This window comes from Rodentibacter rarus (genome assembly GCF_001998965.1).
GTDB lineage: Bacteria > Pseudomonadota > Gammaproteobacteria > Enterobacterales > Pasteurellaceae > Rodentibacter > Rodentibacter rarus.
The window spans coordinates 1-21,447 of record NZ_MLHJ01000044.1 but is presented as its reverse complement, the minus strand read 5'-3'; the positions used below and the strand labels follow the sequence as shown (position 1 = coordinate 21,447).

Annotated in this window: 19 protein-coding genes and 1 riboswitch; of the genes, 10 read left to right on the top strand and 9 right to left on the bottom strand. The window is 41.0% G+C overall.

The window, feature by feature from the left end; all coding sequences use genetic code 11:
* Nucleotides 1-226: 226 nt before the first annotated feature.
* The 3 genes from dxs to xseB form a co-directional block, all read right to left on the bottom strand.
* Complete coding sequence (gene dxs / locus BKK50_RS05555) at nucleotides 227-2,083, bottom strand: 1-deoxy-D-xylulose-5-phosphate synthase (RefSeq protein WP_077416132.1); 1,857 nt, start codon at nucleotides 2,081-2,083, stop codon at nucleotides 227-229.
* 69 nt (nucleotides 2,084-2,152) lie between these two features.
* Complete coding sequence (gene ispA, locus BKK50_RS05550; protein ID WP_077416130.1) at nucleotides 2,153-3,043, bottom strand: (2E,6E)-farnesyl diphosphate synthase; 891 nt, start codon at nucleotides 3,041-3,043, stop codon at nucleotides 2,153-2,155.
* Complete coding sequence (gene xseB / locus BKK50_RS05545) at nucleotides 3,043-3,282, bottom strand: exodeoxyribonuclease VII small subunit (protein WP_077416128.1); 240 nt, start codon at nucleotides 3,280-3,282, stop codon at nucleotides 3,043-3,045. Before xseB ends, ispA begins: the two co-directional genes overlap by 1 nt.
* 168 nt (nucleotides 3,283-3,450) lie before the next feature.
* On the opposite strand from xseB, the gene thiI reads away from it, so the two are divergent.
* The gene (thiI, locus tag BKK50_RS05540; protein WP_077416125.1) at nucleotides 3,451-4,902 is read left to right on the top strand and encodes a tRNA uracil 4-sulfurtransferase ThiI; all 1,452 of its coding nucleotides are present in this window, start codon (nucleotides 3,451-3,453) and stop codon (nucleotides 4,900-4,902) included.
* A gap of 25 nt (nucleotides 4,903-4,927) precedes the next feature.
* Here thiI and BKK50_RS05535 read toward each other — a convergent pair whose 3' ends face one another.
* Complete coding sequence (locus tag BKK50_RS05535; RefSeq protein WP_077416123.1) at nucleotides 4,928-5,875, bottom strand: gluconeogenesis factor YvcK family protein; 948 nt, start codon at nucleotides 5,873-5,875, stop codon at nucleotides 4,928-4,930.
* 150 nt (nucleotides 5,876-6,025) lie between these two features.
* Nucleotides 6,026-6,187: riboswitch (molybdenum cofactor riboswitch) on the top strand.
* Here BKK50_RS05535 and moaA point away from each other — a divergent pair.
* From moaA to BKK50_RS05510, 5 genes are all read left to right on the top strand, one after another.
* A complete protein-coding gene (gene moaA, locus BKK50_RS05530; protein WP_077416121.1) occupies nucleotides 6,176-7,189 on the top strand; it encodes a GTP 3',8-cyclase MoaA in 1,014 nt (337 codons plus the stop codon). It overlaps the preceding riboswitch by 12 nt.
* A 50-nt stretch (nucleotides 7,190-7,239) precedes the next feature.
* A complete protein-coding gene (gene moaC, locus BKK50_RS05525) occupies nucleotides 7,240-7,719 on the top strand; it encodes a cyclic pyranopterin monophosphate synthase MoaC (RefSeq protein ID WP_077416119.1) in 480 nt (159 codons plus the stop codon).
* Complete coding sequence (gene moaD / locus BKK50_RS05520) at nucleotides 7,720-7,965, top strand: molybdopterin synthase sulfur carrier subunit (protein ID WP_077416118.1); 246 nt, start codon at nucleotides 7,720-7,722, stop codon at nucleotides 7,963-7,965.
* Between the two features lies 1 nt (nucleotide 7,966).
* On the top strand, nucleotides 7,967-8,419 hold the full coding sequence (moaE, locus tag BKK50_RS05515) for a molybdopterin synthase catalytic subunit MoaE (RefSeq protein WP_077416116.1): 453 nt from the start codon (nucleotides 7,967-7,969) through the stop codon (nucleotides 8,417-8,419).
* Between the two features lie 140 nt (nucleotides 8,420-8,559).
* Nucleotides 8,560-9,225 (top strand): Bax inhibitor-1/YccA family membrane protein, encoded by a 666-nt coding sequence (locus BKK50_RS05510; protein ID WP_077416114.1) that lies wholly within the window; start codon nucleotides 8,560-8,562, stop codon nucleotides 9,223-9,225.
* 50 nt (nucleotides 9,226-9,275) lie between these two features.
* Here BKK50_RS05510 and BKK50_RS05505 read toward each other — a convergent pair whose 3' ends face one another.
* Complete coding sequence (locus BKK50_RS05505) at nucleotides 9,276-10,172, bottom strand: TIGR01777 family oxidoreductase (RefSeq protein ID WP_077416112.1); 897 nt, start codon at nucleotides 10,170-10,172, stop codon at nucleotides 9,276-9,278.
* Entirely contained in the window at nucleotides 10,172-10,624 is a 453-nt protein-coding gene (argR, locus tag BKK50_RS05500) for a transcriptional regulator ArgR (RefSeq protein WP_077416110.1), read from the bottom strand. The genes BKK50_RS05505 and argR overlap by 1 nt, the downstream gene beginning before the upstream one ends.
* A gap of 203 nt (nucleotides 10,625-10,827) precedes the next feature.
* On the opposite strand from argR, the gene mdh reads away from it, so the two are divergent.
* Nucleotides 10,828-11,763, top strand: coding sequence for a malate dehydrogenase (gene mdh, locus BKK50_RS05495; protein ID WP_077416108.1), 936 nt, complete (start codon nucleotides 10,828-10,830; stop codon nucleotides 11,761-11,763).
* 276 nt (nucleotides 11,764-12,039) lie between these two features.
* Here mdh and BKK50_RS05490 read toward each other — a convergent pair whose 3' ends face one another.
* From BKK50_RS05490 to ttcA, 3 genes are all read right to left on the bottom strand, one after another.
* The gene (locus BKK50_RS05490) at nucleotides 12,040-13,230 is read right to left on the bottom strand and encodes a Fic family protein (RefSeq protein ID WP_077416106.1); all 1,191 of its coding nucleotides are present in this window, start codon (nucleotides 13,228-13,230) and stop codon (nucleotides 12,040-12,042) included.
* Between the two features lie 92 nt (nucleotides 13,231-13,322).
* Nucleotides 13,323-13,652 carry a TusE/DsrC/DsvC family sulfur relay protein gene (locus tag BKK50_RS05485; protein ID WP_077416104.1) on the bottom strand — a complete coding sequence of 110 codons (330 nt, stop codon included), beginning with the start codon at nucleotides 13,650-13,652 and terminating at the stop codon, nucleotides 13,323-13,325.
* 1 nt (nucleotide 13,653) lies between these two features.
* A complete protein-coding gene (ttcA, locus tag BKK50_RS05480; RefSeq protein ID WP_077416102.1) occupies nucleotides 13,654-14,586 on the bottom strand; it encodes a tRNA 2-thiocytidine(32) synthetase TtcA in 933 nt (310 codons plus the stop codon).
* 147 nt (nucleotides 14,587-14,733) lie between these two features.
* On the opposite strand from ttcA, the gene mukF reads away from it, so the two are divergent.
* From mukF to mukB, 3 genes are all read left to right on the top strand, one after another.
* The gene (gene mukF, locus BKK50_RS05475) at nucleotides 14,734-16,068 is read left to right on the top strand and encodes a chromosome partition protein MukF (RefSeq protein ID WP_077416100.1); all 1,335 of its coding nucleotides are present in this window, start codon (nucleotides 14,734-14,736) and stop codon (nucleotides 16,066-16,068) included.
* Between the two features lie 69 nt (nucleotides 16,069-16,137).
* Nucleotides 16,138-16,872, top strand: coding sequence for a chromosome partition protein MukE (mukE, locus tag BKK50_RS05470; RefSeq protein ID WP_077416098.1), 735 nt, complete (start codon nucleotides 16,138-16,140; stop codon nucleotides 16,870-16,872).
* Nucleotides 16,872-21,398, top strand: coding sequence for a chromosome partition protein MukB (gene mukB, locus BKK50_RS05465; RefSeq protein WP_077416096.1), 4,527 nt, complete (start codon nucleotides 16,872-16,874; stop codon nucleotides 21,396-21,398). The genes mukE and mukB overlap by 1 nt, the downstream gene beginning before the upstream one ends.
* Nucleotides 21,399-21,447: the final 49 nt, after the last annotated feature.

The window sequence follows — 21,447 nt, the reverse complement described above, 5'->3', positions numbered from 1 at the left end:
AGGGCTAAATTTCAGATTTCGAGCCGTTGAAAAGGCGATTTTTTTGGGAAAAGCGGTAGGGACACACTGCGTGTGTCCGAATTTTAACCTATTGAAATAATTTGATTCTATAACGGACACACGCAGTGTGTCCCTACGTTTTGGTTAAAATTTCTATTTTGTGCATTTGCTACATAATATCGGGATAGAGGAAAAGTGCGGTGAAAATGACCGCACTTTTTAATGATTATTCGTTATTGATAAAAGCAAGAATTTTTGCCTCAATGCCTTGTGCATCTAATTGTAATTCATGAAGCATTTCTTGCTGTGTCCCCTGTGGAATAAAAAAATCCGGTAAACCGAGTTGCAAAAGTGCGGTTGGTTTTGCCGATGAATTTAATATCTCTGCCACAGCGGAACCTGCACCGCCCTGAATGGCGTTTTCCTCTAAGGTGACTAAATAATCGTGGGTTTGTGCAAGCACATTGATCATTTCCACATCAAGGGGTTTGACAAAACGCATATCTACCACGGTGGCATCCAGTTTTTCTGCCACTTTTAAGGCATCAGGGAGTAATGTGCCAAAATTTAAAATAGCAATATTTTTTCCCTCACGAATAAGGCGGGATTTACCAATCGGCAGGGCTTCCAATGGCAATAATTCAACCCCTACCGCATTGCCCCGTGGATAACGCACCGCCGCAGGTTTGCCACATTGATAGCCGGTATAAAGCATTTGGCGACATTCGTTTTCATCACTTGGGGTCATGATGATCATATTCGGAATACAACGCATAAAACTTAAATCAAATGCCCCTTGGTGGGTTTGACCATCAGCCCCCACAATCCCTGCTCGGTCGATAGCAAAGAGAACAGGAAGATTTTGAATGGCGACATCGTGGATTAATTGATCGTAGGCCCGCTGCAAGAAAGTGGAATAAATCGCCACAACCGGTTTATAGCCGGCAATGGCTAAGCCTGCGGCAAAAGTGACGGCATGTTGTTCGGCAATCGCCACATCAAAATATTGTTTTGGGAAACGCTGAGAAAATTCCACCATACCGGAACCTTCACGCATTGCAGGGGTAATCCCAATCAGTTTGGCATCATTTTCGGCCATTTCACAAAGCCAATCACCGAAAATTTGCGAATAGGTTGGTCTGGCAGTGGATTTAGGTAATTCACCGCTTGTAGGATCGAATTTCGGTACACCGTGAAAACCGATAGGGTCCTTTTCAGCCGGGGCGTAGCCCTTTCCTTTTTTGGTTTTGATATGGAGAAATTGAGGCCCTTTTAAATTGCGCATATTACTGAGGGTCGCCACCAATTCATCAATATTATGCCCATCCACCGGCCCGATATAGTTAAAGCCCAGTTCCTCAAACAGGGTGCTTTCCGGTGAGAACATCACGCCTTTCATATGTTCTTCGGTTTTTTTCATAAAATTCTTCACGCTGGGCACTTTATCAAGAATTTTTTTGCTACCGTCACGAACAGTGGAGTAAAAAGCACCGGAGAAAATACGGGCGAGATGATTATTGAGTGCGCCCACATTTTCTGAAATCGACATCTCATTGTCATTTAAAATCACCAGCATATCGGTATGCAATGCGCCTGCGTGATTGAGTGCCTCAAATGCCATCCCCGCTGTAATCGCCCCATCGCCAATGACACACACGGTTTTACGACCGGCATTTTCACGTTCTGCCGCAACGGCTACACCTAGCCCTGCGCTAATAGAAGTGGAAGAATGACCGACACTTAATACATCAAATTCACTCTCTTCCCGCCAAGGAAAGGGGTGAATACCGTCTTTTTGACGAATAGTGGACATTTGATCTCGGCGACCGGTAAGGATTTTGTGAGGGTAAGCCTGATGACCCACATCCCAAATGAGCTGGTCAAAAGGCGTTTTATAGACATAATGGAGTGCAACGGTCAGTTCTACCGTTCCTAACCCGGAGGCTAAATGACCGCTGGTTTGACTAACGGAGGTTAAAAGATAATTGCGTAATTCTTGGCAAAGTTGTGGGAGTTGCTCTTTATTTAAAAGACGCAGATCTTCCGGTGAATTAATTAAAGATAAAAGAGGGTAGTTGTTCATTGTGAGTTATTCCAAAAAATTTGTGATTTTTGACCGCACTTTTCACTTAAATCAGTGATAGGGTCTTCATTAACTTTTTCTCGTAATAATAAATTCCGCCAAAGCACGAAGTGCGGTCGTATCAAAAGGAATGTTATCCAATTCGCTCAATGCCGTTTGATATAAATCTTGCGCCTTTTGTTTTGCTCCTTCTAAGCCGAGTAATTTAGGGTAAGTGCTTTTATCCAGATCTAAATCCGAGCCCACAGGTTTACCGATTTCTGCGCGCTCTCCCTCAATGTCTAAAATGTCATCTTGTACTTGAAAGGCAAGGCCAATGGCATCGGCATAACGGGTCAAGCTTTGTTCTAAGGATTGATTGGAAAAATGCGGCGAGCAAATAAAGCCCAGTTTTAATGCGGCAGTCAGCAATGCTCCGGTTTTATTACGATGGATTAATTCTAATTCTTGTAAGGTAATTTGTTTGTGTTCTGAAATTAAGTCTAAACTCTGTCCTAAACACATTCCTTGTACACCGGATGCGTGGGCTAAAATTTGCACCAAAGCCAGTTTCTGTTCCGAGGAAATATAAGGGGGTTGAGTGAGCATTTCAAAGGCAAAACTTTGTAAGGCATCGCCGGCAAGAATGGCAGTGGCTTCATCAAAAGCGATATGACAGGTGGGATGCCCTCGGCGGAGATCATCATTATCCATTGCCGGTAAATCATCGTGAATTAAGGAATAAGCATGAATGGCTTCAACGGCAGCTGCGGCGTAATCAAGAGATTGTTCGTTCGCATTGAGCATTTTCCCTGTCGCATAAACCAAAAAAGGGCGAACTCGTTTCCCCCCTAATAACAAAGCATATTTCATTGCCTCAAGCAGAGGGGCACGATGGCTTTCAATTCCCTCAAATTGACACTCTAAAAAGCGGTTAATGCGTTGTTGAACGTGTTTGAGTTCTTGGGCAAAGGGGCGCATTATTCCTTCCCCTCATATTCGCTCAAAGGCGCAGTATCACTTTTTTGTAATAGAATTTGAATACGCTGTTCGGCTTGTTTTAAACGTTCCTGCCCGAGCTGAGCCAATTGAATTCCTTGTTCAAATTCTTTTAGGGATTCTTCTAAGGGTAATTCGCCACTTTCCAGCCGGGAAACAATGGTTTCTAACTGTGCCAATGTGCTTTCAAAATCTGGAGAGGAAGCCGATTTTCGAGCCATTTAATCCACCTTATTTATGGGAAAATAAAGGGTATTGTACTGTAATTTTAAGGGATGTTAAAAATTTATTTCAAAAAATAGGCATGAGTATGATAAGCCATCTCGTTGTATGGACTTTTCTTCCGCTTTGCGTAAAATATTCGCCATTTTTTATTATGCTCAATCCTTATGAAATTTATTGTTAAACTTTTTCCCGAAATTATGATTAAAAGCGAAAGCGTGCGTAAACGTTTCGCTAAAATTCTTACCAGTAATATTCGCAATATTTTACAAAAATATGATGAAGAAACCGCTGTGGTACGTCATTGGGATTACATTGAAGTGCGGTCAAAAAATGATGCACATCGTGATGCCTTAATTGACTTGTTACAACGTATTCCGGGGATCCATCATTTTCTTGAAGTGGAAGAAAAACCTTTCACGGATTTACACCATATTTTCGAATTGACCCTTGCCGATGTAGAAGCCCAACTCCAAAACAAAACCTTTTGTGTACGGGTTAAACGCAAAGGAAAACATACCTTTAGCTCCATTGAAGCGGAGCGTTATATCGGAGGCGGGTTAAACCAACATATTGAAAGTGCCAAAGTGCAATTGAAAAATCCTGATGTGACAGTGCGTATTGATATTGAAGATGACAAAATGATGCTGGTGAAAAAACGTCACACCGGCATTGGTGGCTATCCTATTGGTACACAAGAAGATGTCCTTTCTTTAATTTCCGGCGGGTTTGACTCTGGTGTTTCAAGTTATATGCTCATTCGCCGTGGCTCACGGGTGCATTATTGTTTCTTTAATTTAGGCGGCGCTGCACACGAAATCGGTGTGAAGCAAATGGCCTATCATATTTGGCAACGTTATGGTTCATCTCACAAAGTCCGTTTTATTGCCATCAATTTTGAAGGGGTTGTTGGTGAAATTTTAGAAAAAGTCGATAACGGACAAATGGGCGTGGTGTTAAAACGAATGATGGTGCGGGCAGCAAGTAAAGTGGCGGCTCGTTTAAATATTGAAGCCATTGTCACCGGGGAGGCATTAGGGCAAGTTTCCAGCCAAACCCTCACTAATTTACGTTTAATTGATGAAGCCAGCGAAGCGTTGGTTTTACGCCCACTCATCACCCATGATAAAGAACAAATTATCGCTATTGCGAAAGAAATTGGCACAGACGATATTGCCAAATCGATACCGGAGTTTTGTGGCGTAATTTCCAAAAATCCAACGATTAAAGCGGTGCGTGACAAGATTTTGGCAGAAGAAGGACATTTTGATTTTGAGATCTTAGAAAGTGCGGTACAACATGCCCAATATTTGGATATTCGTCAAATTGCAGAAGAAACGGAAAAAGAGGTAATTTCCGTTGATGCGCTTTCTGTACTGGGGGAAAATGATATTATTTTAGATATTAGAAGCCCGGAAGAAACCGATGAAAACCCCTTTGAACTAAATCACCACGAAGTGATCTTAATGCCGTTTTATAAACTTTCATCACAATTTGGTTCACTTGATCAAAGCAAAAATTATGCTTTGTATTGTGAACGTGGTGTAATGAGTAAATTGCAAGCCCTCTATCTGAAAGAAAACGGCTTTTCAAATGTTTTCGTATTCGCGAAAAAATAAGCTGATTTTGACCGCACTTTCTTATTTAGGAAGAGCAGTGATTTAATTCTTCCAACATTTCATCAATGGCTTTTGCCAATAATGTGCGGTCATGGCGATAACTGACATCATCGGCATTTAGCCGTTTTTCTAACACCTTAACGGAAGAAATTGAGGAAAAATCGACCGCACTTTTTTTGCCGATTGGTGTGATGACCCCATCTAATACTTCTGCACCGAGGGTTCGGTGAATCCACTGAAGGCGATCTTGTAAAGAAAGGGTCGCCGCTGCACCAAGTTCAACCCCTAAATTATCAATAAAAATTTTCTTTGCCGAGCTTGCTTGAAGTGCGCTGCTTATATCGGATAAAAGTAGCGGCGGCATAATACTGGTTAAAAAACTTCCCGGGCCGAATAAAATCACATCCGCTTGTTCAATAGCATAAACCGCTTCCGGCGTGGCTTGAACAAGGGGAATAAGAAAGAGGGATTGGGGTAGTTCGGTTAAATTATCAATACTCACTTCCCCCACAATGCTTGCTCCAATCCCAGTACTGGCGGCGAGATGCACCGGGCTTTCCGACATAGGAATTAAATGGGATTTCACCCGCAACAAATCACGAATTAAATTCACCCCATCTAAAGGACGAATGTGCATATTTTCAAGGGCTTTTAGCATTAAATTGCCGAGGTTGTGGCCGGCTAATTCCCCATCGCCCCCAAAGCGATATTCAAAGAGGGCAGAAGCGGTACTCGGTTCAATGATGATTTGATTGAGGCAATTGCGTAAATCGCCCCAAGCTATCCCCCCTTGCTGCTGGCGAATACGACCGGTTGAGCCGCCGTTATCTGTGGTGGTAACAATACCGGTTAAGCGTTCTTTCATAAAACTAAGAGCCGACATCACCCTCCCCAATCCATGACCGCCACCAATAGCGACAACGCGTAAATCATTTAAATAGTCATAATGGCGGTGTGGGGTTAAATCGGACATAAACGCTCTCTTTCTACCTAGAATGGATTAATTTGTCATACATTATATATTTATTTATATAATTGATTTAAAAGAATTTATTGAAATTTTGAACAAGAAGGGCAGATGCCTTGCTTTTTTTACTCAGTATCTTTTAAAATGCGAGCCAATTTTATCGCATAACTCCGAGCTTGTTTAGTCTAAGTTCCTCTTTGGTGAAAATACTTGGGTGAGGAATATGACGGCAATGCCAATAACGCTATTTGTTATTCAGGGATACGCTGGAAACGGCTTGTCCTCTCCATTTTAGAAAGGTGTCACATGCAATCTATTCCCATTAAAAACGTGGGGGACGCACGTTTAATTGATGCGTTTCAGCGTACTTATTATTATTTGCGGCTATCGATTACCGATCAGTGCAATTTTCGTTGTAATTATTGCTTACCTAACGGTTATCAGCCTGAAGCCAATAAGCCTCATTTTCTTACCCTTACTGAAATTACACGCCTTGCGCAAGCCTTTGCCGATATGGGGACAGAGAAAATCCGTTTAACCGGTGGCGAACCGACCTTACGAAAAGATTTTCTCACTATTGCAGAGCACATTGCACAAATTGAAGGTATTCGTCAGGTGGCATTAACCACAAACGGTTATCGTATGGCAAAAGACGTGAAAGCTTGGAAAAATGCTGGAATTAGCTCGATTAATGTGAGCTTAGATAGCCTTGATCCTAAAATGTTTTATCATATTACCGGTATTAATAAATTTGATGAGGTGATGCGTGGTATTGATCTCGCTTTTGACGTGGGCTATCAGAAAGTAAAAGTCAATTCCGTATTAATGAAACAATTAAATGACATTGAATTTGACCGCTTTTTAGCTTGGGTGAAAGATCGCCCCATTCAAATGCGTTTTATTGAGCTTATGCAAACCGGTGAAATGGATACTTTTTTTCAGCGTTATCATCTTTCGGGCAATATTTTAGCCGAGAAACTGCTTGCAAAAGGTTGGACTCTGCAACCAAAATCCTTAACAGACGGACCGGCTAAAGTGTTTAAACACCTTGATTATATGGGGGAAATCGGCTTAATTATGCCTTATGAAAAAAACTTTTGTGCAAGCTGTAATCGTTTACGGGTTTCGGCAAAAGGAAAATTGCACCTTTGCTTATTTGGTGAAGAAGGCATTGAATTGCGCGATTTGTTGCAATCTGACGAACAGCAATCGCTTTTACAAGCCCGAATTTTTGTCGCTTTACAAGGCAAACGTGAACATCATTATTTACACCAAGGCGATAGTGGAATTCGTCAACATCTTGCTTCCATTGGTGGCTAAACGAATGATAAATCAAAATTTTTTCAAAATTCAACCGCACTTTTAAATTTATGACAACATTTACCCATATCAACAGCCAGGGCGAAGCCAATATGGTGGACGTTTCCGGCAAAATTGAAACCGTGCGTGAAGCGCGAGCTGAAGCACTTGTGACTATGTCACAAGAAACACTTTCGATGATTTTAAAAGGTGAACATCACAAAGGAGATGTATTTGCTACGGCTCGCATTGCCGGCATTCAAGCAGCAAAACGCACTTGGGAACTCATTCCCTTATGCCATCCATTATTGCTTTCTAAAGTAGAAGTCAGCCTTGAACCTTTAGTGGAATATAATCAGGTTCGTATCGAATCCCTTTGCAAACTGACCGGTAAAACCGGCGTAGAAATGGAAGCCCTAACGGCGGCAAGTGTTGCGGCGTTAACCATTTATGATATGTGCAAAGCAGTACAAAAAGATATTGTGATTGAGCATGTTCGATTATTGGAAAAGAGCGGTGGAAAATCAGGTCATTTTTTAGTGGAGAAATAAATGTTAAAGGTGTTATTTTTTGCACAAACCCGTGAATTGATTGGTAGAGATGAAATTCAAGTGGAAGAGATATTTTCCACCGCAGAAGCCTTGCGTGACCACCTCAGCCAAAAAGGGGATAAATGGGCATTGGCTTTAGAAAAAGGCAAAACCCTTGTGGCGATTAACCAAACACTTATGCCCCTTGAAAGTGAGATTAAATCCGGTGATGAAATTGCCTTTTTCCCACCGGTAACGGGGGGGTAAGATGCAGGAAATTCACATTGCCGTACAGGAAGAAGAATTTGATCAAAATGCCATTTATCATTGGCTTTCGGCCTCTCATTCTGTTGGAGCGACAGTGATTTTTGTGGGAAAAGTACGTGATCTTAATTTAGGCGATGGGGTCTCCAGCCTTTATTTAGAGCATTATCCCGCCATGACAGAAAAAGCTTTGCGTGACATTGTCACGAGAGCAAAACAACGCTGGGATATTCAGCGGGTTGCTGTTATTCATCGGGTAGGTTTACTCAATACCGGTGATGAAATTGTGTTGGTTGGGGTCAGTTCTGCACATCGCGGTGAAGCTTATCGAGCCAATGAATTTATTATGGATTACCTCAAGTTAAAAGCGCCCTTTTGGAAAAAAGAACAAACTGACAAAGGTGGACGTTGGGTTGAGGCGAGAAAATCGGATGAGGTCGCATTAGAAAAATGGTAAAACATAAATAATATGTTTATTTATTTGTTTAACTTTCTTTTTAGCTGAAATAAATAATAATTTTTTCTGTTAGGCATTGACTTTTTACCCGCTCGCCCTTACTTTATCACTCGCGTTTAACTATATCATAAGGAGCATTTATGCAATCACGCATTATTGTTGATTCAAGAGAAGAATCCTTACTAAGTACTCATAAAGTGCTTCGTAATACTTATTTCTTGCTTGGACTGACAATGGCATTTTCGGCAGTTGTCGCCTATATTTCTATGGCGATGAATTTGCCTTATCCAAACATTATTGTGTTATTAGTCGGCTTTTATGGCTTACTTTTTATTACCCATCGTTTGGCTGACCGCCCGGCAGGTATTTTAGCGGCATTTGCCTTTACCGGTTTTATGGGCTATACCATTGGGCCAATTCTCAATATGTATGTCGCAAACGGTATGGAAGACTTGGTGATGTTGGCATTTGCCGGTACAGCAATTGTTTTCTTTGCTTGTTCTGCCTATGTATTGACAACAAAAAAAGATATGTCATTCCTTGCAACGGCAATGTTTGCGCTTTTCATTGTGCTTTTACTCGGTATGGTTGCAAGTTTCTTCTTCCAAATGCCGGCATTAGCCATTGCGATTAGTGCATTGTTCGTTGTCTTTTCAACGATGACTATTTTGTATGAAACCAGTAATATCATTCACGGTGGAGAAACCAATTATATTCGTGCAACTGTGAGTATCTATGTGGCGATTTATAACTTGTTCTTAAGCTTGTTAAGATTGCTTTCAATTTTCTCAAGCAGCAACGACTAAATTTGGTAAACAAACACAACGCACCAATCATCAAGGTGCGTTTTTTTATGTTATTTTGGAGGGAAAAGTGCGGTCAAATACTGGGTTAAATTTTCATAGTGAAAACGAAATCCAGTTTCAAGAAGCCGTGTAGGATAAACCTTTTGACTTTCAAGTAAAAGATTGGCTCGTTCACCTAAAATAAGTCTTAATATAAAAGAAGGGGCTGGGAAGGGGGCACAACGTTTTAGAGATTGGGCAAGTTGTTGATTGAATATTTTGTTCGTTACCGGTTGTGGAGACACTAAATTATAGATCCCATGGCATTGAGGATGTTCCATAAGAAATAAAATCCCTCTCACCATATCTTCCAAAGCAATCCATGACCAGTATTGTGTGCCGGAACCTAAAGGACCGGCTAAATTCCAGCGATAGAGCGGAAGCATTTTTTGTAATGCCCCCCCTTGAGGTGAAAGCACTATACCTGTACGAAGAAGACAAACCTTAGTTTTAGCCTGCAATGCGACACTTTCCCATGCCTGACAAAGCTGTGCAGCAAATGTGTTGTGAGCGATAGGGCTGGTTTCAGAGAGGGCTTGAATTAAACGATCGCCATAGATTCCGGTTGCTGAGCCTGAGATAAATCGAGGGGGATTTATACCGGCATTGATTAATTGTGTTAATTGTTGTGTTAATTTGATCCGACTATCAACCAATTTCTTTTTCTGTATCTTTGTCCAACGCTTAGCAAAAATAGGCTCTCCCGCAAGATTGATGACCACATCAAATTCATCTAAACTTTTAAAGGAAGAAAGTGCGGTCAAAAACCGTAGCTTTTTTTGCGGAAAAAAGGCGGTTGCTTTTTTTTCATGGCGAACCAGTAGAGTAAGTTGGTACTGTTTTTGCAAAAGTGCAGAAACTAACGCTTGTCCGATTAATCCAGTTCCACCGGTGATAAGAATATTCATTAGAGTGAATTTTCAAACAAGTTTTGAATACGTTCGATCAGCGTTGAAATTGAGGTTGTGCGTGTTGGTGTGATAAAAATAGTATCATCACCAGCAATTGTGCCAAGAATACCTTCAGGTTTTCCAATGGAATCGAGCAAGCGTGCAATTAGCTGTGCAGCTCCCGGCGTTGTTTTAATAACGACTAAAAATTCATTGTGATCGATATCCAATACTAAATTTTTTAACGGGCTACTTGTCGCCGGTACACTTAATTCATTTGGCAAACAATAAACCATTTCCATTTTTGTATTGCGTGCACGTACCGCTCCAAATTTGCTCAACATACGTGAAACTTTTGATTGATTAATACTGGAAAAACCCTGACTCTTTAACGCTTCAACAATTTCACCTTGCGAGGAAAAACGTTCTTGGCTAAGTAATTCTTTAAATACTTTTGTTAAGTTATCCACTTTTGACCTTGAGAAATATTAATTTTGCATAAGCGTTGCATAAAAATGCAAAATATGCAACTGAAATCCAAGATGAATTTGTAAAGAGAAAGATTTATGGAGAGAAATTTGAACTAGATCTCATAATTGAATTTCTGTGTTTGTAATTTATGAACTAACCTTTTAAAATTCACTCGTCTCATTCATTTAATTAAGGAGTAAATATGAAAGTTGCAGTATTAGGTGCAGCCGGCGGTATTGGTCAGGCATTAGCGCTATTATTAAAATTACAGCTACCGGCAGAAACGGAATTGTCACTTTATGATATTGCGCCAGTCACTCCCGGTGTGGCGGTCGATGTAAGTCATATTCCAACTGCGGTTAAAGTAAAAGGATTTTCCGGTGAAGATCCAAGTCCTGCTCTTGAAGATGCAGATGTCGTATTAATATCTGCTGGTGTGGCACGTAAACCGGGTATGGATCGTTCTGATCTTTTCAATATTAATGCCGGTATTGTTCGTAGTTTAATCGAAAAAGTGGCCAGAGTTTGTCCAAATGCTTGTGTGGGTATCATTACCAATCCGGTCAATACCACGGTGGCAATTGCAGCAGAAGTATTGAAAAAAGCAGGGGTTTATGACAAGCGTAAATTATTTGGCGTAACAACTCTAGATGTTCTCCGTTCTGAAACCTTTGTCGCAGAGTTGAAAAACTTAAATGTTTCTCGCACGACAGTACCTGTTATTGGGGGACATTCAGGCGTGACGATTCTTCCATTGCTTTCTCAAGTGCCTTATGCTGAATTTTCTGCAGAAGAAATTGCCCCGTTAACAAAACGTATTCAAAATGCAGGTACTGAAGTGGTAGAGGCAAAAGCCGGAGGCGGATCGGCTACGCTTTCTATGGCTCAAGCAGCAGCACGCTTTGCCCGTTCATTAGTAAAAGGTTTAAATGGTGAGACCGTTGTAGAATGTGCTTACGTGGAAGGGGATGGTAAATATGCACGTTTCTTTGCACAACCGGTTCGTTTGGGTAAAGCAGGGGTAGAAGAAATTCTTCCAATTGGTCCACTCAGTGAATTTGAACAAAGTGCATTAGAGGCAATGCTTCCGACATTACGAGCAGATATTGAATTAGGTGAAAAATTTATTAACGGTTAATTATTTTTAGGCACTATATTGATCTGCACCCCAAAAGTTGGACTAAACACCCAACTGATTAAGGTGTAGATTTTTTTATGACTAAATATTAGACTACAAACGATTGAAATGAGTCTTTAATAAAATATAAATCGGTTGCTAACACACAAACATTTTCAATTCAAAGAAAAAACATTGAGGTGACGGATAATCATACTCATAATGGAACCAAGATCAGCTGTAATGAATTAAACTTTTTTGGCTGAGAGCAGTACAAAGTTTGATTTTGATTGAGTGTTAAATAAATCGATATTTTCCTTTTCCTTGCCCACTAATCTTTTCGATAATGCCTGTTAACTGCATTTTTCGTAGTAACTCAGAAGCGGGGGAAGGGGTGAGGTTAAGATGTTTAATCACATCTGCACGAGAGAAAATCTCATTTTTAACAGCTTGATGCAAGGTTTGAATGTTTCGTTTTGTTTTTCCGGAAAATGCTGTTTCAGGTAAAAAATGAGAAAAAATTGGCTCAACATCCTGTTTTTTGCCATCAATGTCCTGTTTTCCAATAGAAAAGTCCTGATGTCTAGTTTGAATATCCTGTTTTATGTATTCTTGTTTTGTTTCATTGACCGCTAATGAATCTTTTTGAACCTGTGTTGCCATAAGATAACTTGTGCTATGAACATGGAGTTGACGATTGCTTAACCTGTGATGTTCATTTAATAATAAGTTACGAAGAAACATCACAACATACTTGGTCGTTTCATAAATACCTTTGGCAAAATTATTGTAATTAGCCCGTACCAATGCATTACGAAAATACCACGAATTTTCAGCAAAGCTATCATTTGTTACATAAAAACCTAATGTTTTTAAGTACTTAATAAAAAATACGGCAGTAGTGCGCGTATTCCCTTCAGCAAAAATATGAATTTGCCATAACCGTGAAACAAATAAGGCTAAATGTTCAATCATTTCATCAATGGAAAGCCCTTGATAGCGGAATTTCTTTTCTTGCATAAGATCATATTCCAAGGTTTCACGCAGTTCTAAAGCACTCCCATAAGAAACAGTATCGCCATTTAATATCCACTCTTTTTTTGTCATATTGAAGGTTCTAATTTGACCTGCGTGCGGATAAATACCGTGAAAAAGATACTTATGGATAGACAGATATTGTTGAACATTAAAAGAGAAGGCGGGTTCAGATAATAACCGAGCGATGCGTACCGCCACTTTATCCGCTTCCTCTGTGCGGTTTTCATCTTGCGACACCGGATTTTGTTCATAATATTGCGTTATCCAATGTTCTGCCGTATCAATAGTGATCTCACCTTCAATATTTTTAATAGCGGTATCAATCAAATAGCGGGAAGGTTTTAATCCATCGACGTCTTGCAAACCAATAGCCGTTTGCCATGCGTAGCCCTTTTCTTTTTTACTGGCATCAATATGTCGAATATATTCTTCAAAAGGATCTTTTATCATAAGCAAGCATTAAGAGTGCGGTGGGTTTTGGACGATATTTTATCAAATTAAACGAAAAAATAACCGCACTTTTCTATGCGGTTAATCAGAATTTATAGGCATTTTGCCGGTTTTGGCAAGCCCGCTAATTTTGTGGCTTGTTTGGCGGGACCTTCAGGAAACAAACGTTGCAAATAGCGACTATTGCCTTTATCTTCTCCCAATTTTTCTGCCATCGCTTTGACCAACATACGTATAGCAGGGGAGGTGTTGTATTCTTGATAAAAATCACGCACAAAATAAATCACTTCCCAATGAGCTGGCGTAAGTTCAAGCTGTTCTTGTGCCGCAATTGCCCGAGCCACCTCTTCATTCCATTGTTGACTATTTAATAAATAGCCGGCGTTATCGGTTTCTAATGTGGTGTCGTTTATCTTTAACATATCAACTCACTTCTTTAACGCTAATCATTTCATGATGAGAAAAATCGCTTTGATCCTCATCCTCAAATTGCATTGGGGGGATTTGTTCATCATCAAAAGCCGTATCGCCTTCAACGCCCTCAAGAGATTGTCCGTAGCGAATACCTTTGAAATCGAATAATGTGGGATCACACATATGTGACAACGTGATGTTTTGCATAGCGCTAAACATCGTTTCTAAACGCCCTGGGTATTGACGATCCCAGGTATTCAGCATTTCTTTTACCACTTGGCGTTGTAAATTAGGCTGTGAACCGCACAAATTACAAGGGATAATCGGAAATGCTTTAGCCATCGCATATTTTTCAATATCTTTTTCTTTACAGTAGGCTAGGGGGCGAATCACAATTTGTTTCCCATCATCTGAAATTAATTTAGGCGGCATAGATTTCATTTTTCCGCCATAAAACATATTCAAAAATAAGGTCGCCAACATATCATCACGATGATGTCCAAGGGCAATTTTGGTTGCGCCCAATTCGGTTGCCGTGCGATATAAAATGCCTCGGCGTAGGCGAGAGCAGAGTGAACAGGTGGTTTTCCCTTCTGGAATTTTTTCTTTCACAATGCCATAGGTATTTTCCTGAACAATTTTGTAGTCCACCCCAATTTCTTGTAAATAAGCGGGTAAAATATGCTCAGGAAAGCCCGGTTGTTTTTGATCTAAATTGACTGCAACAATATCAAAATGAATGGGTGCGTTTTGTTTTAAATTGAGCAATATATCCAATAAGGTATAACTGTCTTTCCCCCCCGACAAACACACCATCACCTTATCGCCGTCTTCTATCATACCAAAATCCGCAATAGCATTGCCCACGTTGCGGCGCAAGCGTTTTTGTAATTTATTGAAATGATAGTTTTGTTTTTTTTCTTGTTGGGTTAATTCGCTCATTCTGTTTTTTTACTTGTTTATAAAAGGGGCATATTATACGTGAAAAAGGGAAAGAGCGGTCAATTCAAAAGAAGATTTTTAAGATTGATAAAAAATCCTGTATAATTGCCCCAATTTTTTGTTCAATTTTAACGCGTTATCATTTCAATGATTGAAACATCACAAACTATCCCCGAACTCGTCTCTTGGGCAAAAGAGCGCGAGTTTTCATTGAATTTACCCACTGAACGTTTGGTTTTTTTGCTGGCAATTGCCATTTATAACAATGAACGTTTAGATGGCGAAATGCTAGAAGCCGATCTGGTGGATATTTTTCGCCACACTATGAGTGCCGTTGCTCAATCCACTGAGGCTATTGCAACACGCGCCAATAATGCGATTAATGAATTGGTAAAACAGCGTTTGTTAAACCGTTTTAGTAGCGAGTTTACCGAAGGATTGGCGATTTATCGTTTAACGCCACTCGGTGTAGGCGTTTCTGATTACTATATCCGTCAGCGCGAATTTTCCACTTTACGCCTTTCCGTACAACTGTCCATTGTGGCGGATGAAATTCAACGAGCCTCTAATGCTGCAGAGGAAGGGGCTGAAAATCGTGAAAGTGAGCATTATTGGCGTAAGAACGTCTTTGCTCCGTTAAAATATTCCGTGGCGGAGATTTTCGATAGCATTGATCTTTCACAACGCATTATGGATGAAAATCAACAAAGCATTAAAGAGGAAATTGCAGAGCTTTTAACCAAAGATTGGCAAGCGGCGATTTCAAGTTGTGAACGTCTGTTGGATGAAACATCTGGCAATCTCCGAGAATTACAAGATACTTTGAATGCGGCAGGAGATAAACTTCAAGCCCAATTACTGCGTATCCAAGATTGCGTGATTGGACGTGATGATTTGTATTTTATTGATCAGTTAATCACTGATTTACAATCAAAGCTCGACCGAATTATCAGCTGGGGGCAACAAGCCATTGATTTGTGGATTGGTTATGATCGCCATGTCCATAAATTTATTCGAACCGCCATTGATATGGATAAAAATCGGGTATTCTCACAACGTTTACGCCAGTCTATTCATCATTATTTTGATCACCCTTGGTTTTTATGGACAGCACAGGCAGAGCGTTTGGTGGATCTGCGTGATGAGGAAATGGTGTTGCGTGAAGATGATGCCCTAGGTGAATTACCGGAGGCGCTACAATACGAATCCTTAGCCGATGTGTATGATCAAATTGTTGACCATATGCAAAACCTGCTCATTCAATATCGTGAGCATGATCGTCCGATTGATTTGAGCTTGGTACTCCGTGAACAGCTCGAAAATTATCCGCTTTCCCGCCATTTTGATGTGGCTCGAATTATTGTTGATCAAGCGGTACGATTAGGGATGGCAAAGGATGATTTAGCCGGTATTTATGCCCATTGGCAGGCCATTAATCAGCATGGTGCCGAGGTGCAGGCTCACATCATTAATAAGTATTAAAGTGCGGTCAATTTTAAAAGAGATTTAATCATCCTTCTATATAGGACATAAGGATAAGAGAAATAAACCATGACAGATAACCTTCAAGATGTAATTTCCCCAAAACTCGCCACAGCGATTGCCAACCCATTATTTCCGGCGGTGGACAGCCTGTTGCGTTCAGGCCGTCATATCAGCACAGAGCATTTAGACAACCATGCCTTTTTAATGGATTTTCAAAATGAATTAGACGGTTTTTACCGTCGCTATAATGTGGAGTTAATTCGAGCACCGGAAGGTTTTTTCTATCTTCGTCCAAAAGCCACAACACTCATCGCCCGTTCTGTGCTTTCTGAATTGGAAATGTTAGTGGGAAAAGTCTTGTGTTATCTCTATTTAAGTCCGGAACGTTTAGCACAGCAGGGCATTTTTAGCACACAGGAAGTGTATGATGAATTATTAAATCTTGCGGATGAAAACAAATTATTAAAAGCCGTCAATCAACGTTCAAGTGGTTCTGATTTAGATAAACAAAAATTGGCTGAAAAAGTGAGAGCGGCAATAGGGCGATTGCGCCGTTTAGGGATGATTCAAACCGTAGGTGAACAAAACAGCGGTAAATTCACGATTTCCGAATCCGTCTTCCGTTTTGGTGCAGAAGTGCGCACCGGTGATGATCCGTTGGAAGCGCAAGTTCGCTTAATTCGTGATGGGGAAGCCGCCACACCGGAATCCCTCGAATTGGAAAAACAAGCCCAGTTAACCGAACAAGAAGTCGAAAGTGCGGATGAAATTGACGAAGAATTTGATGGAGAACAAGCATAATGTCTGATGTTTTAGAATTAGAAAATGAAATCGGGTTAGAAAACGAGGCAAGCGAAATCAATACTGAAACAGCAGAGGCTCATCTTATCTCAAGTGCGTTTAATCAGGCTCAACAGAGCGTTGAACGTGGAAAATTTCGTTCTTTAACCCTCATTAACTGGAACGGTTTTTTTGCCCGTACCTTTGATTTGGATGAACTGGTCACCACGCTTTCTGGGGGGAATGGTGCAGGAAAATCCACCACGATGGCGGGGTTTGTGACCGCCCTTATTCCGGATTTAACCTTACTTCACTTCCGTAATACCACAGAGGCCGGTTCTACGGGTGGATCGAGAGATAAAGGGCTACACGGTAAATTACGTCCGGGAGTTTGTTATGCGGTATTAGATACGATAAATTCCCGTCATCAACGTATTCTTGTCGGTGTTCGTCTGCAACAAGTGGCCGGTCGGGATAAAAAAGTCGATTTAAAAACCTTTTCTATTCAAGGGGTTGAATTATCCCAAAATCCTACCGCACTTTTTACTGAAACCGTCGGTGAGCGTCAAGCCCGTGTGCTGAACTTAAATGAACTCAAAGAGAAAATTGAACATCTTGGGGCGCAATTTAAACAATATCATTCCATTACTGACTACCACGGGATGATGTTTGATCTTGGTATTATTCCAAAACGATTACGTTCTTCCTCTGATCGTAGTAAATTCTATAAACTCATTGAAGCCTCTTTATACGGCGGTATTTCCAGTGCCATCACCCGCTCTTTGCGAGATTATTTATTACCGGAAAATTTAGGTGTCCGCAAAGCGTTCCAAGATATGGAAAGTGCATTGCGTGAAAACCGAATGACCTTGGAAGCGATTAAAGTTACCCAATCTGATCGTGATTTATTCAAACATTTAATTACAGAAACCACCAATTATGTGGCATCAGATTATATGCGTAATGCCAACGAACGCCGTGGCAATATTGAAACCGCATTAGCATCACGCCGTGAATGGTATAACGCTAAAGCCGAGCAAGATTTATCGCAGCATCGTTTGATTGATTTAAGCCGTGAAGCGGCAGAATTGGCAGAAAATGAACGCACCTTAGAGGTGGATCACCAAAGTGCCGTAGATCATTTGAATTTAGTGCTCAATGCGTTACGTCATCAAGAAAAAATTTCACGTTATCAAGAAGATGTCGCTGAACTTTCCGAACGTTTGGAAGAGCAGAAAATCGTTGTAGAAAATGCAAATGAGGCGTTAGAAGAAAGCCAGGCTCAATTTGAGCAAACAGAAATTGAAATTGATGCGGTTCGTGCACAACTTGCCGATTATCAACAAGCACTTGATGCCCAGCAAACCCGGGCTTTGCAATATCAACAGGCAATTGCCGCATTGGAAAAAGCCAAAACCCTATGTGGATTAGCGGAATTAAGTGTAAAAAATGTTGAAGATTATCATGCAGAGTTTGAAGCCCATGCGGAAAGTTTGACGGAAACCGTGCTGGAATTAGAGCACAAGATGTCAATTTCTGAAGCGGCAAAATCTCAATTCGATAAAGCTTATCAGTTGGTTTGTAAAATTGCCGGTGATCTCCCACGTTCAGCCGCTTGGGAAAGCGCTAAAGTATTATTGCGTGAATATCCAAGCCAAAAATTGCAAGCCCAACAAACCGCACCGCTTCGTGGAAAATTACATGAGCTTGAACAACGTTATACCCAACAACAAAGTGCGGTCAAATTACTGAATGATTTTAATCAACGGGCTAATCTCAATTTAGAAACTGCTGAGGAATTAGAAGAATATTATACTGAGCAAGAAGCCTTGGTAGAGGACCTATCAGCAACCCTTTCCGAACAAGTGGAAAACCGTTCAACGCTTCGTCAAAAACGTGAAAATTTAACCGCACTTTATGAGGAAAATGCGCGCAAAGCACCGGCTTGGCTAATGGCTCAATCTGCCTTAGAGCGTTTAGAAGAGCAAAGTGGTAAAACCTTTGAACATAGTCAAGATGTGATGAATTTTATGCAGGCTCAACTCGTCAAAGAGCGTGAGTTGACAATACAACGTGACAAACTTGACCAAAAACGACAACAATTAGATGAGCAAATTACCCGCTTGAGCCAGCCGGACGGTTCTGAAGACCCTCGTTTAAATGCTCTAGCAGAACGTTTTGGCGGGGTATTGCTTTCTGAACTCTATGACGATGTTCCCATTGAGGATGCACCATATTTTTCAGCCCTTTATGGGCCTGCACGTCATGCGATTGTGGTGCGGGATCTCAACATTGTAAGAGAACAATTAGCCCAATTGGATGATTGCCCGGATGATCTTTATTTAATTGAGGGTGATCCTACCGCCTTTGATGACAGCGTATTATCCGCCCAAGAGCTTGAACTTGGTGTGGTAGTGCAAGTGTCAGAACGTGAATTACGTTATTCTAAATTCCCCGAAATTCCATTATTTGGCAGGGCGGCTCGTGAAAAGCATTTAGAAGCCTTACAAATCGAACGGGATGAAGTGGCGGAAGATTACGCACAAATCGCCTTTGATGTACAAAAATGCCAGCGTTTACACGAACATTTTAGCCAATTTGTTGGTTTACATTTGGCCTTGGCATTTCAACCCAACCCTGAAGACGTGATGGCGGAAATCAACCGTGAACGTAATGACATTGATCGTGAATTAAATCAATTTAACAGCGGTGAGCAGCAGATACGCATTCAATTAGATAACGCAAAAGAGAGAATGCAATTACTCAATAAATTGATTCCTCAATTAGGCGTGTTGGCGGATGAAGCGTTACTTGATCGCATTGAGGAATGTCGTGAGCAATTAGATCTTGCCGAACAAGACGAATTATTTATTCGTCAATATGGCGATACGTTGTCACAATTAGAGCCGATAGCGAATACACTGCAAAGTGATCCGGAAAATCATGACAAGTTAAAAAATGAGTTGGCACAAGCAATAGAACGTCAAAAACAGGTGCAACAACGGGTATTTACATTAGCCGATGTGGTACAACGTAAACCGCATTTTGCCTATGAAGATGCAGGCCAGGCGGAAACCTCTGAATTAAACGAACAATTACGTAAGCGTTTAGAATTGATGCAAGTACAACGTGATACACAACGTGAACAGCTTCGTCAAAAACAAGCCCAATTTGCCCAGTACAATCAAGTCTTTATTGGATTACAAAGTTCTTATGAGAGCAAAAATCAGCTATTAAAAGAATTAATGGATGAGGTGAGCGAATTAGGGGTTCGAGCAGATGAAGGGGCAGAGGAGCGGGCTCGCCTTCGCCGTGATGAATTACATCAACAGCTCTCAACCAGCAGACAACGCCGTTCATATGTCGAAAAACAGCTGACATTAATTGAAAGCGAAGGGGAAAACTTAAATCGTCGTATTCGTAAAGCCGAACGTGATTATAAAACCCAACGGGAGTTAGTGGTAGCCGCTAAAGTGAGTTGGTGTGTGGTTTTACGGTTATCCCGTCATTCTGACATGGAAAAACGTTTGAACCGTCGTGAATTGGCTTATTTATCTGCAGATGAATTACGTTCAATGTCGGATAAAGCCCTTGGGGCATTGCGTACTGCCGTTGCGGATAATGAATATTTGCGGGATAGCTTGAGAGCCTCGGAAGACAGCCGAAAACCGGAAAATAAAGTTCGCTTCTTTATTGCTGTTTATCAGCATTTGCGTGAGCGTATTCGTCAAGACATTATCAAAACAGATGATCCGATTGATGCCATTGAACAAATGGAAATTGAACTTTCACGTTTGACGGCAGAGCTCACTGATCGTGAGAAAAAATTGGCGATTAATTCTGAAAGTGTGGCAAATATTATGCGTAAAACCATTCAACGTGAGCAAAATCGTATTCGTATGCTCAATCAAGGTTTGCAAAATATTGCCTTCGGTCAGGTGAAATCTGTTCGTTTGGTCGTCAATATTCGTGATACACACGCGATGCTGCTTGATGCCCTTTCCGGACAACAAGACGAATATCAAGATTTATTCAATGACAATCGTATTACCTTTTCCGAAGCGATGGCGAAACTGTATCAACGTATTAATCCACACATCGATATGGGGCAACGTAGCGCTCAAACCATCGGTGAAGAGCTCTTGGATTATCGCAATTATCTTGAACTTGAAGTGGAAGTATTCCGTGGTGCAGACGGTTGGTTGCGTGCGGAAAGTGGCGCACTTTCAACCGGTGAAGCAATTGGTACGGGGATGTCTATTCTCTTAATGGTAGTACAAAGCTGGGAAGAGGAAAGCCGTCGTATTCGTGGTAAGGATATCGTCCCTTGTCGTTTACTCTTCCTTGATGAAGCGGCACGACTTGATGGTAAGTCCATTTCTACCTTATTTGAGCTTTGTGAACGGTTGGATATGCAATTACTCATTGCCGCACCGGAAAACATTAGCCCGGAAAAAGGGACGACCTATAAACTGGTGAGAAAAATTTCAGGTAACCAAGAACAGGTTCATGTGGTCGGACTACGTGGATTTGGTGTAACAGACTAAAATAGGGAAGTGCGGTTGAAAATTTCGGTATTATGCCGCAGTTGCACAA

Excerpts from the sequence above, each read along its gene's own strand:
- ispA (WP_077416130.1), bottom strand. The coding sequence starts at position 3,043 with ATGCGCCCCTTTGCCCAAGAACTCAAACACGTTCAACAACGCATTAAC.
- thiI (WP_077416125.1), top strand. The coding sequence starts at position 3,451 with ATGAAATTTATTGTTAAACTTTTTCCCGAAATTATGATTAAAAGCGAA.
- mukB (WP_077416096.1), top strand. The coding sequence starts at position 16,872 with ATGTCTGATGTTTTAGAATTAGAAAATGAAATCGGGTTAGAAAACGAG.
- BKK50_RS05490 (WP_077416106.1), bottom strand. The coding sequence starts at position 13,230 with ATGATAAAAGATCCTTTTGAAGAATATATTCGACATATTGATGCCAGT.
- moaC (WP_077416119.1), top strand. The coding sequence starts at position 7,240 with ATGACAACATTTACCCATATCAACAGCCAGGGCGAAGCCAATATGGTG.
- ttcA (WP_077416102.1), bottom strand. The coding sequence starts at position 14,586 with ATGAGCGAATTAACCCAACAAGAAAAAAAACAAAACTATCATTTCAAT.
- BKK50_RS05505 (WP_077416112.1), bottom strand. The coding sequence starts at position 10,172 with ATGAATATTCTTATCACCGGTGGAACTGGATTAATCGGACAAGCGTTA.
- BKK50_RS05485 (WP_077416104.1), bottom strand. The coding sequence starts at position 13,652 with ATGTTAAAGATAAACGACACCACATTAGAAACCGATAACGCCGGCTAT.
- moaD (WP_077416118.1), top strand. The coding sequence starts at position 7,720 with ATGTTAAAGGTGTTATTTTTTGCACAAACCCGTGAATTGATTGGTAGA.
- BKK50_RS05510 (WP_077416114.1), top strand. The coding sequence starts at position 8,560 with ATGCAATCACGCATTATTGTTGATTCAAGAGAAGAATCCTTACTAAGT.
- mdh (WP_077416108.1), top strand. The coding sequence starts at position 10,828 with ATGAAAGTTGCAGTATTAGGTGCAGCCGGCGGTATTGGTCAGGCATTA.
- BKK50_RS05535 (WP_077416123.1), bottom strand. The coding sequence starts at position 5,875 with ATGTCCGATTTAACCCCACACCGCCATTATGACTATTTAAATGATTTA.
- mukF (WP_077416100.1), top strand. The coding sequence starts at position 14,734 with ATGATTGAAACATCACAAACTATCCCCGAACTCGTCTCTTGGGCAAAA.
- mukE (WP_077416098.1), top strand. The coding sequence starts at position 16,138 with ATGACAGATAACCTTCAAGATGTAATTTCCCCAAAACTCGCCACAGCG.
- dxs (WP_077416132.1), bottom strand. The coding sequence starts at position 2,083 with ATGAACAACTACCCTCTTTTATCTTTAATTAATTCACCGGAAGATCTG.
- xseB (WP_077416128.1), bottom strand. The coding sequence starts at position 3,282 with ATGGCTCGAAAATCGGCTTCCTCTCCAGATTTTGAAAGCACATTGGCA.
- moaA (WP_077416121.1), top strand. The coding sequence starts at position 6,176 with ATGCAATCTATTCCCATTAAAAACGTGGGGGACGCACGTTTAATTGAT.
- moaE (WP_077416116.1), top strand. The coding sequence starts at position 7,967 with ATGCAGGAAATTCACATTGCCGTACAGGAAGAAGAATTTGATCAAAAT.